This is a genomic window from Streptomyces geranii (assembly GCF_002954775.1).
GTDB lineage: Bacteria > Actinomycetota > Actinomycetes > Streptomycetales > Streptomycetaceae > Streptomyces > Streptomyces geranii.
Window position 1 is genome coordinate 48,749 of the sequence record NZ_PJME01000034.1, and the last position, 16,932, is coordinate 65,680.

Sequence of the window (16,932 nt, forward strand, 5' to 3'; positions counted from 1 at the left end):
GCTCAAGGTGTCGTACCCACCCCGTACGATCGAGGAATGAGCACGCGGATCGCCTTCCTCAAGGGGCACGGGACCGAGAACGACTTCGTGATCGTCCCCGACCCCGGGAACCTCATCGACCTCCCCCCGGCCGCCGTCGCCGCCCTGTGCGACCGGCGTGCGGGCATCGGGGGAGACGGGCTGCTGCACGTCGTGCGGTCCGCCGCGCATCCCGAGGCCAGGGCGATGGCGGGCGAGGCGGAGTGGTTCATGGACTACCGCAACGGCGACGGTTCGATCGCGGAGATGTGCGGCAATGGGGTGCGGGTCTTCGCGCGCTACCTCCAGCGGGCCGGACACACGGCCGAAGGGGACATCACCGTCGCCACGCGCGGGGGCGTCAAGCGGGTGCACATCGCCAAGGACGGTGACGTCACCGTCGGCATGGGCAAGGCACTCCTCCCCGAAGGGGAGGTCAGTGTGCGCGTCGGCGAGCGAGGCTGGCCCGCGCGGAACGTGAACATGGGCAACCCGCACGCGGTCGCCTTCGTCGACGACCTCGCGCACGCGGGGAACCTGCTCACCGCGCCGCCCGTCAGCCCCGCCTCCGTCTACCCGGACGGCGTCAACGTCGAGTTCGTGGTCGACCGGGGCCCCCGCCATGTCGCCCTGCGCGTGCACGAGCGCGGATCCGGTGAGACCCGGTCCTGCGGCACGGGCGCGTGCGCCGTCGCCGTGGCCGCCGCCCGGCGCGACGGCGCCGACCCGGCCGTGACCGGGACGCCGGTGACGTACACCGTCGACGTGCCCGGCGGGCGCCTGGTGATCACCGAGCGGGCCGACGGCGAGATCGAGATGACCGGACCCGCGGTGATCGTCGCCGAGGGCGAGATCGACGCGGAGTGGCTGGAAAACGCGTCGAGCTGACGCGGTTGGCGGCTGGACATCGAAGCCTGTGTGTCCTAAGGGCTGTGGAACCGTAGCCGGTGAGGGTGATCCGGCTCGGAATCATGGCCGGTCCCGGATCGGGCGGCTCGAATGCATGAGCCACCGAACCGTCGCTCGAATGGGTGATCCGTTTCACGCTCGACGAGAGGTGGTCAGTCGCGCGTGGTGGGCTCGGTAGCATCAAGCACCGGCCCGGACGGGGGAACAACGTCATCCCCTGAGCCGCCGTCCGCCATGGGGCATCCCGTCCGCCGGTCCAGGTAGCCGGAGGTGCCCATGAGTGCGGAGGCCACGAATCCCGCGAGTCCAGGTGCTGTGACGTCCACCTCGCTGGAGCAAGGTGGGACGCCCGCGCCCCGCCGCCGGGCCCGCCCCCGGATCGACCTGCGCAGGCTCGGCAGAGCGGCGTTCCTGGGCTCCGCCGCCCGCGACCGGCTCCCCGACGCCATCGGCCATGTCGCCGAGGCACACCGCGCCCACCACCCCGACGCCGACCTCGAACCGCTGCGCCGGGCCTACGTCCTGGCCGAGTCCTCGCACCGCGGCCAGATGCGCAAGAGCGGCGAGCCGTACATCACGCACCCGCTCGCCGTGACGCTGATCCTCGCCGAACTCGGCGCGGAGACCACGACCCTGACGGCCTCTCTGCTCCACGACACCGTCGAGGACACCGACGTGACGCTGGATCAGGTCGGCGAGGAGTTCGGCGCCGAGGTCCGCTTCATCGTCGACGGTGTGACCAAGCTGGAGAAGGTCGACTACGGCGCCGCCGCCGAGCCCGAGACCTTCCGCAAGATGCTGGTCGCCACCGGGAACGACGTCCGCGTGATGTCGATCAAACTCGCCGACCGGCTGCACAACATGCGCACACTGGGCGTGATGCGCCCCGAGAAGCAGGAACGCATCGCCAAGGTCACCCGGGACGTCCTCATCCCGCTCGCCGAACGCCTCGGCGTCCAGGCGCTCAAGACCGAACTGGAAGACCTCGTCTTCGCGATCCTGCACCCCGAGGAGTACCGGCACACCCGTGAGCTGATCCTCGGCAACGCCTCCCGCGAGGACGACCCGCTCGCCGAGATCGCCGACGAGGTACGCGCGGTACTGCGCGACTCGGGGATCCAGGCCGAAGTCCTCATCCGGCCACGCCACTTCGTGTCCCTGCACCGGACCGCGCGCAAACGCGGCACCCTGCGCGGCTCCGACTTCGGGCGGGTCCTGGTCCTCGTCAACGAGGACGCCGACTGCTACGGCGTACTGGGCGAGCTGCACACCTGTATGACGCCGGTCGTCTCGGAGTTCAAGGACTTCATCGCCGTCCCCAAGTTCAACCTGTACCAGTCGCTGCACACGGCCGTCGCCCGCAAGGACGGTCAGGTCGCCGAAGTCCTCATCCGTACCCACCAGATGCACAAGGCCGCCGAGGCCGGCGTGATCGCCCTCGGCAATCCCTACGCTCCTCCTTCGGAGGAGCAGTCCGACAGCGACGGAGCGCGGGCCGACCTCGCGGGCGACGGCGAGCGCGTCGACCCCACCAGGCCCGGCTGGCTCTCCCGCCTCCTCGACTGGCAGGAGGCCGCGCCCGACCCCGACACCTTCTGGTCCACCCTGCGCGAGGACCTCGCCCAGGACCGCGAGATCACCGTCTTCCGGGCCGACGGCGGCTCGCTCGGGCTCCCCGAGGGCGCGAGCTGCGTGGACGCGGCCTACGCCCAGTACGGCGAGGACGCGCACGCGTGCATCGGCGCCCGGGTCAACGGCCGGCTGGCGACGCTGAGCACCGTTCTGCGGGACGGCGACACGGTCCAGCTCCTCATGGGCCAGGACCCGGCCTCCGAGCCCTCCAGGGAGTGGCTGGAGCACGCGCACACCCCCGTCGCCAGGATCGCCATCCAGCGCTGGCTGGCCGCCCATCCGACGCACGACGAGCCCGCCGACGGGCCCGGCACCCCAGGTGACCTCCCGGAGGCCGAGGAGACCGCCGTGGAGCCCGCCCGTGAGGCCGTCGGCGCCCGCCCGGCCCAGGACGGCTCCAAGCCCGCCCCGGACGCCTCCCCGGCCGCCGCCACCGCCGTCGTCGACCAGCCCGGCGCGACCGTCCGCCTCGCCGGCTGCTGTACGCCCGTACCGCCCGACGAGGTCACCGGCTTCGCCGTACGCGGGGGAGTCGTGACCGTCCACCGCGTGGAGTGCGCCGGGGTGGCCCGCATGAAGGCCACCGGGCGCGCGGAGGTCGGCGTGCACTGGGGGGACACCACGGAGGCGCGGGTCACCCTGGTCGCCGAATCGTTCGGGCGGCCCCATCTGCTGGCCGACCTCACCGAGGCCATCGCCCTGGAGGGCGTCGCGATCGTCTCGGCGACCGTCGAACCCCCCAGCCAGCAGCGCGTACGCCACACCTACACGCTCCAACTCCCGGACGCGGCGCACCTTCCGGCCCTCATGCGGGCCATGCGCAACGTCCCCGGTGTGTTCGACGTCAGTCGCGCGCAGCATCACGTGGCGGTTCCCTGAGGTACCCGTTCGGGTGGGCCCGGCGCGAGTCGCCGCCCTCCGGCGGGCGGGCGCTGGTAGCGGTGGTGCATGCTGCTCAACCCCCGCGCCCGGTTCACCTCGGCGCTGCTCGCCTCCGCCGTCTCCGTCTGCCTCGTCGCCGCGAGTGCCCCCGCGGTCCCCTTGGGCGTCGGCGACCGCCTCTTCCCGCACCTGGGCAACCCCGGGTACGACGTGGCGTCGTACGACCTCGCCCTCAGCTACCCCGGAACCAACAGCAAGCCGCTGTCCGCCGTCACCACCATCGACGCCTGGACGACCACAGAGCTCGAACAGATCAACCTCGACTTCGCCCACGGGAAGGTCGACTCGGTCGAGGTCGACGGTGAACCGGCGTCGTTCACCAGTGCGGGCGAGGACCTGGTGGTGACGCCCAGGGAGCCGCTGTCCGCCGGGAGCTGGACGCGGATCACCGTGCGGCACACCAGCGACCCGGTGTCCCCGGACGGCCGGGACGGCGGCTGGGTGCGCACCAAGGACGGGCTCGCTATGGCCAACCAGGCCGATGTCGCGCACCTGGTGTTCCCGTGCAACGACCACCCCTCCGACAAGGCGATGTTCACCATCAGGGTCACCGCTCCGAACGAGTACACCGCGGTGGCCAACGGGCTGCCCACCGGTGTCGACCGGGTCGGCGGCGCCACGACCTGGACCTACCGCACCCAGCACCCCATGGCCACCGAACTGGCCCAGGTGTCCATCGGCCGCTCCACGGTCGTGCACCGCACCGGACCGCACGGGCTGCCCGTGCGCGACGTCGTGCCCACCAAGGACCGCGCGCTGCTGGAGCGCTGGCTGAAGAAGACGCCCGCGCAGATCGAGTGGATGGAGGGCAAGGTCGGCCGCTACCCCTTCGAGACGTACGGGGTGCTCATCGCCGAGGCGTCCACCGGTTTCGAGCTGGAGACACAGACCCTCTCTCTCTTCGAGAGAGACCTGTTCACCGAGCCCGCCTTCCCCGAGTGGTACGTCGACTCGATCATGGTGCACGAACTGGCCCACCAGTGGTTCGGCGACAGCGTCAGCCCGCGCAGCTGGTCCGACCTGTGGCTCAACGAAGGACACGCCACCTGGTACGAGGCCCTGTACGCGGAGGAGAAGGCGGGCCGGAAGCTCGCGGACCGCATGAAGGCCGCGTACGGCGCCTCCGACCGCTGGCGGGCCTCCGGCGGACCCCCGGCCGCTCCCAAGGCGCCCAAGCCCGGGCAGAAGATCGGCATCTTCCGTCCGAACGTCTACGACGGCGCCGCCCTCGCCCTCTACGCCCTCCGCCAGGAGATCGGCCGCCCGGCCTTCGAGCGCGTGGAGGAGGCCTGGGTCGGCCTCCACAAGGACGGCGTCGCGGGCACCGCCGACTTCGAGCGGCTCGCCTCCGACATCGCGGGGCGCGATCTGAGCGCGTTCTTCCAGGCCTGGCTGTACGCCGAGAAGACGCCGCCGATGCCTGGTCACCCCGACTGGAAGTCCGTCGCACCTGTGAAACAGGCCGCGAAATAACACCGTGACGAGACGAGGCGTGCCGTGCGACCATCGTCGGGTCGGCGGCACTGCCACCGGCCCCGCAGGACGGGTTCCGGGAATCTCCCGGGACGCTCGTGCGTTGTGGTGGATGACGGGGCACGCTCCGTCACCGCACACGGCATCCCTTTCGACGTAAGGACCCAATGACCTCCTCTTCTTCCCCTTCCCAGGACACTGAGCGCCTCGCGCACACCTACCCCGAAGGTCTTCGGGCCGATGCCCTGATGGAAGAGGACGTCGCCTGGAGCCACGAGATCGACGGAGAGCGGGACGGCGACCAGTTCGACCGCTCCGAGCGCGCGGCCCTGCGCCGCGTGGTCGGCCTCTCCACCGAACTCGAGGACGTCACCGAGGTCGAGTACCGCCAGCTCCGCCTGGAGCGGGTCGTGCTCGTCGGCGTCTGGACCACGGGGACCGTCAAGGACGCGGACAACTCGCTCGCCGAGCTGGCCGCCCTCGCGGAGACCGCGGGCGCCCTGGTGCTCGACGGTGTCGTCCAGCGCCGTGACAAGCCCGACGCGGCCACCTTCATCGGCTCCGGCAAGGCCCTGGAGCTGCGCGACATCGTCGTCGAGTCCGGCGCGGACACCGTCATCTGCGACGGCGAGCTGAGCCCCGGCCAGCTCATCGCCCTCGAAGACGTCGTCAAGGTCAAGGTCATCGACCGTACGGCCCTGATCCTCGACATCTTCGCCCAGCACGCCAAGTCCCGGGAGGGCAAGGCGCAGGTCGCGCTCGCGCAGATGCAGTACATGCTGCCGAGGCTCCGAGGCTGGGGTCAGTCGCTGTCCCGTCAGATGGGCGGCGGCAAGGGCGGCGGCCTCGCCACCCGTGGTCCCGGTGAGACCAAGATCGAGACGGACCGGCGCCGGATCCGCGAGAAGATGGCGAAGATGCGCCGGGAGATCGCGGAGATGAAGACCGGCCGCGACGTCCAGCGCCAGGTGCGCCGCCGCAACAAGGTGCCCTCGGTCGCCATCGCCGGCTACACCAACGCGGGCAAGTCCTCGCTGCTCAACCGCCTCACGGGCGCGGGCGTCCTGGTCGAGAACTCCCTGTTCGCGACCCTCGACCCGACCGTGCGCCGGACCGAGACACCGGGCGGACGCGTCTACACGCTGGCGGACACCGTCGGCTTCGTACGGCACCTGCCGCACCACCTCGTCGAGGCGTTCCGCTCCACGATGGAGGAGGTCGGCGACTCCGACCTGATCCTGCACGTGGTCGACGGCTCGCACCCGGTGCCGGAGGAGCAACTGGCCGCCGTGCGCGAGGTGATCAGGGACGTCGGTGCCACCGGCGTACCCGAGATCGTCGTGATCAACAAGGCCGACGCGGCCGACCCGCTGACGCTCCAGCGGCTGATGCGGATGGAGCCGCGGTCCATCGCGGTGTCCGCCCGCACCGGTCAGGGCATCGACGAACTGCTCGCGCTGATCGACAACGAGTTGCCCCGGCCCTCGGTCGAGATCGAGGCGCTCGTGCCGTACACCCACGGCGGGCTGGTCGCCCGTGCCCACACCGAGGGCGAGGTGATCTCCGAGGAGCACACCGCGGAGGGCACGTTGCTGAAGGCGCGGGTGCATGAGGAGTTGGCGGCGGATCTGTCGCCGTACGTTCCGGCGGCAGCGGCGCTCTAGGCTCCGCCGGGTGGGTGTGTTGTTTGGCTGCGGGTGCGTGGGGGTTGTTCGCGCCCCGCGGCGGAGCCGCAAATCGAATACAGCCCCGCGCCCCTGAGGTGGGCCCCATGCCGAAGGCATGGGGCCCACCTCACTGCTAACGGGCGAACTTCGCGCTCACCTCGTCGTACACGCCCTTCGCCACCTCGCCCAGCCTCGGGCCCGCCAGCCAGCCTGAGCTGACCGGGCCGATCGAGGTGTTGGAGATCAGGGCCGGGTTGCCGTCGGCGCCCGTGGTGACCCAGCCGCCGCCCGAGGAGCCGCCGGTCATGGTGCAGCCGATGCGGTACATCGTCGGGTCCGCCTTGGCGATCGACAGGCGGCCCGGGGCGTCCTGGCACTGGTACATCGTCTCGCCGTCGAACGGCGCCGCCGCCGGATAGCCGGTCGCCGTGATGCTCTCCACCTGCGTCACCGCGGGCGCGTCGAAGTCCACCGGAAGCGCCGAACCGACCGTCTCCTCCAGCGACTTGCCGCTCCCGCCCTTCTCCGGCGTCACATGGATGACCGCGAAGTCGTACGGAGCGCCGTCGCCGCCCGTCGCACCGCCCTGCCGGATCCACTGGTCCGAGGTCTGCGCCCAGTCACCCCACCAGACGCCGTAGGGGGCGATCTCCGCGCGCGGGGCGTTCTCCACCTCGGTGCTCGACCTGGCCGCGTCGTTGTACGACGGCACGAAGGCGATGTTGCGGTACCAGCCGCCCTTCTTGCCCGCGTGCACGCAATGGCCCGCCGTCCAGACGAGGTTGGACTTCCCGGGGTTGGCGGGGTCCGCCACCACGGTCGCCGAGCAGACCATTGTGCCCTCGGGGGCGTCGAAGAACACCTTGCCCGCCTCGGGCACGCTGGAGTGGTAGTCGGGTGCCACGGCCTTCGCCTGCACCGCCCTCGGCGTGGGGTCGGTGACGCCCTGGTCGCCCGTGAGGTCGTTCGTGTCGACGCTCTTCTCCGGGTCGTCGGCGTCCCGCATCCGGTCCGCGTCCCAGAGGCCCTCGATGATCGGGTTGACGTAGTCCTCGGCCTCGCGCAGCCAGTCGTCCTTGTCCCAGTTCTTCCAGGCGCCGTTCTTCCACTTGTCGATGTCGATGCCGTGCTCTTTGAGCTTGTCCTTGAGGCCGTCCGGGATCGTGATCTTCCCGTCGCCGCCGTCGGCCGCCGACGCGGAGGCCGGCCCGTCCGCGGCGGCGTCCCCGGAGTCGGAGCCGCAGGCCGTGACGGTGAGCGCGAGCACCACGGCGAGGCCGACGACGGCCGGTACGGGGGCGGTTCCACGGCGCGCTCCCCTCCCGTGTCGGGCGATGAAGGGTGGGCGTATGCGTCGCATTGTCTGACTCCCCCTGGCGTGGTCGAACCGTGTGCTTTCCCCGCACGGCACCACACACTATGCGTTCCCCATGGGGGCCATCCGCCGGAACGGCAACTGTTTCGCAACAGGGTCCCCGGTCTGCCGATCGCCTCCCAGAGGGCCGGTGTGACGTCCTGTCACGGCTGATTCCGGAGCGCCCGCACGATGCCTACGGGTTGCCTACGGGGTGTCCACGGGGGTGTGCCGTAGCAGCGGGATCCCCATCCCCGTAAGGATCTTGAAGCGACCCGTGACCCGGACCGGGCGCCGGGTGTTGGTAACGGGAGGAGTGTCTCGGCGAGTTGGCGGCCGGCGGGGCGGCAGAGCGGTTGAGCAGGGGGAGTTGGGACATTGGGGCTGCGGGAGTCCATCGAGACCGGAGAGCGCGCGGGGGCACGGGAATCCCGGACGTCCGCCGAGGTGGACGCGGATACCGAGATGTGCGCGGGCGCGCGCGGGGCGCACGAGGGGATTCTGCGGCGCCAGTCGGCGCGCGAATCGGCGGCACGCACCTATGCGCGCGCCCTCCCGATCGTGCCCGTACGCGCGCGCGGGCTGACGATCGAGGGCGCCGACGGCCGCCGCTACCTCGACTGCCTCTCCGGCGCGGGGACCCTGGCCCTCGGGCACAACCACCCCGTCGTCCTGGAGGCGATCCGCAAGGTCCTCGACTCGGGGGCGCCGCTGCACGTCCTCGATCTGGCGACGCCCGTCAAGGACGCGTTCATCACCGAGCTGTTCCGCACTTTGCCGCCCGGACTCGCCGACCACGCGCGCGTGCAGTTCTGCGGACCGGCCGGGACGGATGCCGTGGAGGCCGCGTTCAAGCTCGTGCGCGCCGCGACCGGCCGCACCGGCATGCTCGCCTTCACCGGCGCCTACCACGGCATGACCGCCGGATCGCTCGACGCCTCCGGCCACGCGGCCGACGTACGGGTCGCCCGGCTGCCCTTCCCCCAGGACTACCGCTGCCCGTTCGGCATGGGCGGCGAGCGGGGCGCCGAACTCGCCGCCCGCTGGACCGAGTCGGTCCTCGACGACACCAAGTCGGGCGTGCCCCTGCCCGCCGGGATGATCCTCGAACCCGTCCAGGGCGAGGGCGGGGTGATTCCCGCGCCGGACGTCTGGCTGCGGCGTATGCGGCGGATCACCGAGGCCCGCTCGATCCCGCTGATCGCCGACGAGATCCAGACCGGCGTCGGCCGCACCGGCGCCTTCTGGGCGGTGGAGCACAGCGGGGTCACCCCTGACGTGATGGTGATGTCCAAGGCCATCGGCGGCAGCCTGCCGCTGGCCGTCGTGGTCTACCGCGACGACCTCGACGTCTGGGAACCCGGCGCCCACGCGGGCACGTTCCGCGGCAACCAGCTCGCCATGGCCGCCGGTACGGCCACCCTGGCGTACGTCCGCGAGCACGGCCTCGCCGAGCGGGCGGCCACCCTGGGCCCGCGCATCCTCGCCCGGCTCAGGCAACTCGCCGCCGAGTTCCCGATCATCGGCGATGTGCGCGGACGCGGTCTGATGATCGGGGTGGAGCTGGTCGAACCGGGGGCGGAGCGGGCCGCCTCCGACCCCGCCGACGCTGACCCCGAGGTGTTCCCCGGCCCGGCCGAAGGAGGGCCGCACCCCGCGGCGCCCGAGCTGGCCGCCGCCGTACAGCGGGAGTGTCTGCGCCGGGGACTGATCGTCGAACTCGGCGGACGACAGGCCAGCGTCGTCCGGCTGCTGCCGCCGCTGACCATCACCGACGAGCAGACCGACGCGGTGCTCGACCGGCTGTCCGACGCCGTGGCGGCGGTGGCCCGCGGCCACACCGAGGGGCGTCCGCAGGCCGGCACGCACTCCGGGCGAACGGGGTAGCCAGGCCCGACTCACACCCGTACCGCCCCTGTCCGCCCTCCCCGCACGCGCACCCGAACAACCCCACGAGGAACCGTCTTGAACAGCACCCCCGTACCCGAAGGCCGTTCCCACGCCGTGCCCGCGAGGGAGACGGTGCCCCGGCAGAAGGGGGCGGCCGGGGGCGCCGGGTGGGCGCGCGGTGCCACGGCCGATCTGCTCGAACACCTCGACCCCCACACCGCGGCCCAGGCCGCCGCCACCGAGAACCTGCTGCGCTGCTGGGTACGGGAGAACGACCTCGCCGCCCCCACCGACGGCACCCTCCGCATCCCCCTCCCCACCAGCGGCACCGCCCTGCTCGCCCCGGTCCACTACTGGTCCCCGACCGGCTGGCACCGCTTCGGACTCCCGCACCTGGCCGACGCCCCCGCAGGAGCCCCGGCGGCCGACGCGGTCACCGTCGCGACACTCCTCGCGCGGGAGGCGTACGACGGTCCCACGCGCGCGGGGACGACGGCACCCACGTACAAGGGCGACGACGGGAGTGGGGACGGCCTCCCGCGCGCGGGTACGGAGGGCGGCCAAGGCGGTCGTGCAGACGGCCTCCCGCGCGCGGGGACGGTGAGTGATCCGGGGCGCGATGCCTCGCGCGCGCCCTCCGTCCTGCCCCCCGACGCCGTCGACCTGGTCGCCCGGGTCGCCGACTCCGTCCGCCGTACCGCCACCTTCATCAGTGACCGGCGAGCCCAGCCCGCCGACGGGCCCGACCTCTTCCTCGCCGCCGAACAGGCGCTGCTGCTCGGCCACCCGCTGCACCCGACCCCGAAGAGCCGCGAAGGGCTCGCCGAGGCCGAAGCCCGGCTCTACTCGCCGGAGTTGCGCGGCTCCTTCCCGCTGCACTGGCTCGCGGTGGCCCCCTCCGTGCTCGCCACCGACTCCGCCTGGACCGAGCGCGGTCGCCCCATCCGCGCCGAGCAGCTCACCGCCCAGCTCATCGGCGCCGCCCTCCCGCTCCCGCTGCCCGACGGCTACGCCGCCCTCCCGCTGCACCCCTGGCAGATCCGCGAGACCCGGCACCGCCCGCAGACCGCCGCCCTGTTCGAAGCCGGGCTGCTCCGCGACCTGTGCACCCACGGCGCCCCCTGGTACCCCACCTCCTCCGTGCGCACCGTCCACCGCTCCGGGGCCCCCGCGATGCTGAAACTCTCGCTGGGGCTGCGTATCACCAACTCGCGGCGCGAGAACCTCCGTAAGGAACTCCACCGGGGTGTCGAGGTGCACCGGCTGCTGCGCGGCGGGCTGGCCAAGCAGTGGCAGGCCGCGCACCCGGGCTTCGACATCGTCCGCGACCCGGCCTGGCTCGCCGTCGACGACCCGGACGGCAACCCCGTCACCGGCCTCGACGTCGTGATCCGGCACAACCCCTTCCACCCGGCCGACGACGTGGCCTGCGTCGCCGGACTCGTCTCGCCCCGCCCGCACGCCCACCCGGAGGACCCGGGCCCGCGGTCCCGGCTCGCCGCCGTCATCACGCGGCTGGCGGCACGGACCGGCCGCCCGCGCGGTGCCGTCGCCGCCGAGTGGTTCCTGCGGTACCTGGAGCAGGTCGTACGGCCCGTGCTGTGGCTGGACGGCGAGGCGGGCATCGCCCTGGAGGCCCACCAGCAGAACACCCTGGTCCTGCTGGACGCCGACGGCTGGCCCAGGGGAGGCCGCTACCGCGACAACCAGGGGTACTACTTCCGTGAGTCCCACCGCGCCGAACTCGACGCCAGGCTGCCCGGCATCGGCGAACAGAGCGACACCTTCGTCTCCGACGAGGTGACCGACGAACGCTTCGCCTACTACCTCGGCATCAACAACGTCCTCGGCCTCATCGGCGCGTTCGGCTCCCAGCGCCTCGCTGACGAACAGCTGCTGCTGGCCGCCTTCCGCCGCTTTCTCGGCGACATCGCCTCCGGTCCCGCCCGACCGCGTACGTCCCTGCCCGCCCGCCTGCTGGACTCACCCGTCCTGCGCTGCAAGGCCAACATGCTCACCCGGCTGCACGGCCTCGACGAACTGGTCGGCCCGGTCGACACCCAGTCCGTCTACGTCGGTATCGCCAACCCCCTGCATTCCTGATTGATGTCCCCGACGCCGGAAACCCCCTTTCACCCCCGAGGAACCCGACACACCCCATCTCCTGAGAGGAGCGTCCCGTGCCTCCTGCCGACGCGCGCACCGCTGACTTCCCCACCGATACCGACACCGACAGCGAGGCCACGCTGGAGCTGCGCCTGCCCGACGAGTTCGTCGCGAGATTCACCGACGACCTCCTCGACCGGGTCGAGGACTGGGGGCCGCGCGCCACGCCCGCGGGCTCCTTCCGGCTCGTCCCCGTGGCGGTCGAACGCGATCTGCCGCTGATCGGCCGCTGGATGAACGACCCCATGGTGGCCACCTTCTGGGAACTCGCCGGCACCGACGGCGTCACCGAGGCCCATCTGCGGGCCCAGCTCGACGGCGACGGACGCAGCGTGCCCTGTCTCGGCGTGCTGGAGGGCACCCCGATGAGCTACTGGGAGATCTACCGCGCCGACCTCGACCCCCTGGCCCGGCACTACCCCGCCCGGCCGCACGACACCGGGGTGCACCTCCTGCTCGGCGGGGTCCCCGACCGCGGGCGCGGGCTGGGCAGCACCCTGCTCAGAGCCGTCGCCGACCTGGTCCTCGACAACCGCCCCTCCTGCGCGCGGGTCGTCGCGGAACCGGACCTGCGCAACACCCCCTCCGTGTCGGCCTTCCTGACCGCCGGTTTCCGGTTCTCCGCCGAGCTGGACCTGCCCGGGAAACGGGCCGCCCTCATGGTCCGGGACCGAGGCGCGCGCGATGCGTTGTAGCGCCCTCGCCTCTCCGGCCTCGATCACCTCCCCTGCCCCGACCGCCTCTCCAGCCTTGATCGCCCGATTGTCAGTGCCGCCCCGTAGGGTGGTCGCGCTATGACGAAGCCCTCACTCCCCGAACTCCTGCACGCTGCCGTCACCGCCGTCGGCGGCACGGAGCGCCCCGGCCAGATGACCATGGCCGAAGCCGTCGCCGAGGCGATCGACGACGGCTCCCATCTGCTGGTGCAGGCAGGCACCGGCACCGGAAAGTCGCTCGGCTACCTCGTGCCCGCGCTCGCCCACGGGGAGCGGGTCGTCGTCGCGACGGCCACCCTCGCCCTGCAGCGCCAGCTCGTCGAGCGCGATCTGCCGCGCACGGTCGACGCCCTGCATCCGGTGCTGCGCCGCCGCCCCGAGTTCGCGATGCTCAAGGGGAGATCGAACTACCTGTGCCTGCACCGCCTCCACGAGGGCGTGCCGCAGGACGAGGGGGACAGTCTCTTCGATCCGTTCGAGGCGGCGGCACCCACCAGCAAGCTGGGCCAGGACCTGCTGCGCCTGCGCGAGTGGTCCGACGAGACCGAGACCGGCGACCGCGACGGCCTCACCCCCGGTGTCTCCGACCGCGCCTGGGCCCAGGTCTCCGTCTCCTCCCGCGAGTGCCTGGGCGCCTCGAAGTGCGCGTACGGCGCCGAGTGCTTCGCCGAGATGGCCAGGGAGCGGGCCAAGCTCGCCGAGGTGATCGTCACCAACCACGCCCTTCTCGCGATCGACGCCATCGAGGGCGCCCCGGTCCTCCCGCAGCACGAGGTGCTGATCGTCGACGAGGCGCACGAACTGGTCTCGCGGGTCACCGGAGTCGCCACCGGCGAGCTGACCCCCGGCCAGGTCAACCGCGCCGTACGCCGTGCCGCCAAGCTCGTCAACGAGAAGGCCGCGGACCAGCTCCAGACCGCCGCCGAGGGTTTCGAGCGGGTCATGGAACTGGCCCTGCCCGGACGACTGGAGGAGGTCCCTGAGGACCTCGGGTACGCCCTGATGGCGCTCAGGGACGCGGCCCGTACGGTGATCTCCGGGATCGGCGCGACCCGCGACAAGTCCGTCCAGGACGAGGACGCGGTCCGCAAACAGGCGCTGGCCTCGGTGGAGTCCGTGCACGACGTCGCCGAGCGCATCGCGAACGGCTCCGAGTGGGACGTCGTCTGGTACGAGCGGCACGACCGCTTCGGTGCCTCCCTGCGCGTGGCCCCCATGTCGGTGTCGGGCCTCCTCAGGGAGAAGCTCTTCACGGACCGATCCGTGGTCCTGACCTCGGCCACCCTCAAGCTGGGCGGCGACTTCAACGGCGTCGGGGCCTCCCTGGGCCTCGCCCCGGAGGGCACCGCGGGTGACGACCTCCCGCAGTGGAAGGGCGTCGACGTCGGCTCGCCCTTCGACTACCCCAAGCAGGGCATCCTGTACGTCGCCAAGCACCTGGCGCGTCCCGCGCGCGACGGTGACCGCGGGGACATGCTCGACGAGCTGACGGAGCTGATCCAGGCGGCGGGCGGGCGCACGCTCGGCCTGTTCTCCTCGATGCGGGCGGCCCAGCTCGCGGCGGAGGAACTGCGGTCCCGTATCCCCGAGTTCCCGATCCTCCTCCAGGGCGAGGAGACGCTCGGCGAGCTGATCAAGAACTTCGCGGCCGACCCGAAGACCTGCCTCTTCGGCACGCTGTCGCTCTGGCAGGGCGTCGATGTCCCGGGCGCCAGCTGCCAGTTGGTCGTCATGGACAAGATCCCGTTCCCGCGCCCGGACGACCCCCTGATGAGCGCCCGCCAGAAGGCCGTCGAGGACGCCGGGGGCAACGGCTTCATGGCCGTCGCCGCCACGCACGCGGCGCTGCTGATGGCGCAGGGTGCCGGCCGCCTCGTACGCGCGACGGGGGACCGCGGTGTGGTCGCCGTACTGGACCAGCGGCTCGCCACCGCCCGGTACGGGAGCTATCTGAAGTCGTCCCTGCCGAACTTCTGGTCCACCACCGACCCCAATGTGGTCCGGCGGTCGCTGGCCGCGATCGACGCGACGGCGAAGCAGGCGGAGGCGGAGTCGTCGAAGGAGGCCGAGGAGGCTCCGGAGACCGAGGCAGCGAAGGGCCCTTCGGAGACCGAGTCGGCGGAGGAAGCGTAGACACGCCTGTGCCGGTCACCGACCTCGGTCGGTGACCGGCACAGGCGTGCGCCTGGCCCCGGGAGACACAGGCCTCGGGTCGGGACAGCACAGGTTCCCGGGAAAGCGCAGGGCCCCGGAACCGGCGCAGGGGTTCCGGGGCCCGGTCGGGGGCGGGTCCGTACGACCCGCCGCCTCCCGCAGTTCTCACACGCGGCGGAGGACCGCCACCACCTTGCCGAGGATCGTCGCCTCGTCGCCGGGGATCGGCTGGTACGCGGAGTTGTGCGGGAGGAGCCAGACATGGCCGTCCTCGCGCTTGAAGCGCTTGACCGTGGCCTCGCCCTCCAGCATGGCGGCCACGATGTCGCCGTTCTCCGCCACCGGCTGGCGGCGGACGGTGACCCAGTCGCCGTCGCAGATCGCGGCCTCGATCATCGAGTCACCGACGACCTTCAGGACGAACAGTTCGCCGTCGCCCACCAGTTGGCGGGGGAGCGGGAACACGTCCTCGACCGATTCCTCGGCGAGGATGGGACCGCCGGCGGCGATCCGTCCCACAAGTGGGACATAGGACGCCGCGGGTTTGCCCGCGGTGTCCGTGGGCTGCACGGTAGCCCCCTGGTCGGAACCGCGGACCTCATAGGCGCGCGGGCGGTGCGGATCGCGGCGCAGGAATCCCTTGCGCTCCAGGGCCATGAGCTGGTGTGCGACCGATGAGGTACTGGAGAGGCCAACTGCCTGCCCGATCTCGCGCATCGACGGCGGGTAACCGCGTCGCTGCACGGAGTCCCTGATGACCTCGATCACGCGCCGTTGCCGGTCGGTGAGGCCCGAGCTGTCCGCTCGGATTCCTGGAGGTCGTCCAGGGAGGGACCGCTTGTGTCCCTCGGGATTCGTGGCTTCGTTCATCGAATGCACCGGCTCGAGTCGGCCCTGGGAGCGGTCCTGGGCAGTGATGGTGGCACTGTCTGCGGTGGTGGTCACGTCGGCCCCTCTCGATGGTCTCCCGTGCAGTGCAACGGTAGTTGCTTTCGAAAGGTTGCGCCAAACACACGTTCGAGTGAAAAATTAAGGATGGCCTGCCGCGATCGGGCGTTTGGGTGTATGGCTGCCTTCGTCGGCGGGGCGGCGGCCTCGTGGGCCGGTGGTCGATTCTGCCACCCGGAGTCCCGTCAGTAGGGGATCGACCCCCGCGGTACGAGGTTCTCACCGTATCTCCGCATGTCCCGCGGCGGTACGGCCGCGCGGCGCGTGTCCTTGTCGGTGCGACACGCGCACGTGATGGATGAATGTGCGGGCCGATTCCCACATCTTGTGGCTAGGCTGCGGCCTGATCCCAGAAGTTGTGGTCCCTGGGGTCTTCGGTCTCCCCGGGCATCGCCTATGCTGGGGTCTGCTTCGAGGGGTCCGAGGGTCCCGAGAGGCCATTGAGTCTGCTGTGAGGGAGGGTTGGAGAACATGCACTGCCCCTTCTGCAGGCACCCCGACAGCCGCGTCGTCGACAGTCGTACGACCGACGACGGCACGTCGATCCGCAGGCGCCGCCAGTGCCCCGACTGCTCCCGCCGGTTCACCACCGTCGAGACGTGCTCGCTCATGGTGGTCAAGCGGTCCGGAGTCACCGAGCCCTTCAGTCGTACGAAGGTCATCAACGGTGTGCGCAAGGCATGCCAGGGACGACCTGTCACCGAGGACGCACTCGCCCAACTCGGCCAGCGGGTCGAGGAAGCGGTGCGGGCCACCGGAAGCGCCGAGCTGACCACCCACGACGTGGGGCTGGCCATACTCGGTCCGTTGCAGGAACTCGACCTCGTCGCCTACCTGCGATTCGCGTCCGTCTACCGGGCGTTCGACTCGCTGGACGACTTCGAGGCCGCCGTCGTGGAGCTGAGGCAAGCTTCGCGCCGCCCCGCCGTGGACGACGAAGACCCGGATGTGGGGCGCCAGGAAGACGACCGCGGGTCCGGAGCGACTGCCGAGGTCCCCGTACCCGCCAACGCCGCCGACTGACCGGCGGGCCGGACCCGGACGACTTGGTCCGGCCCTGGCC

11 protein-coding genes are annotated in these 16,932 nt (G+C 71.6%); 9 read left to right on the plus strand and 2 right to left on the minus strand.

The annotated features are described in order from the left end of the window. Positions 1-36: 36 nt before the first annotated feature. The 4 genes from dapF (at position 37) to hflX (ending at position 6,638) form a co-directional block, all read left to right on the plus strand. Positions 37-906, plus strand: a complete 870-nt coding sequence (gene dapF, locus CW359_RS30805) for a diaminopimelate epimerase (RefSeq protein ID WP_105973469.1) — start codon at positions 37-39, stop codon at positions 904-906. A gap of 297 nt (positions 907-1,203) precedes the next feature. After that, the gene (locus tag CW359_RS30810) at positions 1,204-3,438 is read left to right on the plus strand and encodes a RelA/SpoT family protein (protein WP_105973470.1); all 2,235 of its coding nucleotides are present in this window, start codon (positions 1,204-1,206) and stop codon (positions 3,436-3,438) included. A gap of 69 nt (positions 3,439-3,507) precedes the next feature. Then, the gene (locus tag CW359_RS30815; RefSeq protein ID WP_105973471.1) at positions 3,508-4,974 is read left to right on the plus strand and encodes a M1 family metallopeptidase; all 1,467 of its coding nucleotides are present in this window, start codon (positions 3,508-3,510) and stop codon (positions 4,972-4,974) included. Positions 4,975-5,141: 167 nt separating this feature from the next. After that, positions 5,142-6,638 (plus strand): GTPase HflX, encoded by a 1,497-nt coding sequence (gene hflX, locus CW359_RS30820; RefSeq protein WP_105973472.1) that lies wholly within the window; start codon positions 5,142-5,144, stop codon positions 6,636-6,638. Positions 6,639-6,774: 136 nt separating this feature from the next. Here hflX and CW359_RS30825 read toward each other — a convergent pair whose 3' ends face one another. Next, positions 6,775-8,001: a trypsin-like serine peptidase gene (locus CW359_RS30825; RefSeq protein ID WP_198655449.1), complete on the minus strand. Its 1,227-nt coding sequence runs from the start codon at positions 7,999-8,001 to the stop codon at positions 6,775-6,777. A gap of 459 nt (positions 8,002-8,460) precedes the next feature. Between CW359_RS30825 and CW359_RS30830 the strand changes: the two genes are divergently transcribed. From CW359_RS30830 to CW359_RS30845, 4 genes are all read left to right on the plus strand, one after another. Continuing rightward, the gene (locus CW359_RS30830; RefSeq protein ID WP_105973512.1) at positions 8,461-9,882 is read left to right on the plus strand and encodes a diaminobutyrate--2-oxoglutarate transaminase family protein; all 1,422 of its coding nucleotides are present in this window, start codon (positions 8,461-8,463) and stop codon (positions 9,880-9,882) included. Positions 9,883-9,960: 78 nt separating this feature from the next. Next, complete coding sequence (locus CW359_RS30835) at positions 9,961-11,988, plus strand: IucA/IucC family protein (RefSeq protein ID WP_408647538.1); 2,028 nt, start codon at positions 9,961-9,963, stop codon at positions 11,986-11,988. Positions 11,989-12,065: 77 nt separating this feature from the next. After that, complete coding sequence (locus CW359_RS30840) at positions 12,066-12,746, plus strand: GNAT family N-acetyltransferase (RefSeq protein WP_105973473.1); 681 nt, start codon at positions 12,066-12,068, stop codon at positions 12,744-12,746. 99 nt (positions 12,747-12,845) lie between these two features. Beyond that, complete coding sequence (locus CW359_RS30845) at positions 12,846-14,900, plus strand: ATP-dependent DNA helicase (protein ID WP_105973474.1); 2,055 nt, start codon at positions 12,846-12,848, stop codon at positions 14,898-14,900. Between the two features lie 186 nt (positions 14,901-15,086). On the opposite strand, the gene lexA is transcribed toward CW359_RS30845, so the two are convergent. Then, the gene (gene lexA, locus CW359_RS30850) at positions 15,087-15,866 is read right to left on the minus strand and encodes a transcriptional repressor LexA (protein WP_105973475.1); all 780 of its coding nucleotides are present in this window, start codon (positions 15,864-15,866) and stop codon (positions 15,087-15,089) included. A 474-nt stretch (positions 15,867-16,340) separates the two neighbouring features. Here lexA and nrdR point away from each other — a divergent pair, with 474 nt between their 5' ends. Beyond that, positions 16,341-16,892, plus strand: coding sequence for a transcriptional regulator NrdR (gene nrdR / locus CW359_RS30855; RefSeq protein ID WP_105973513.1), 552 nt, complete (start codon positions 16,341-16,343; stop codon positions 16,890-16,892). Positions 16,893-16,932 lie beyond the last annotated feature (40 nt).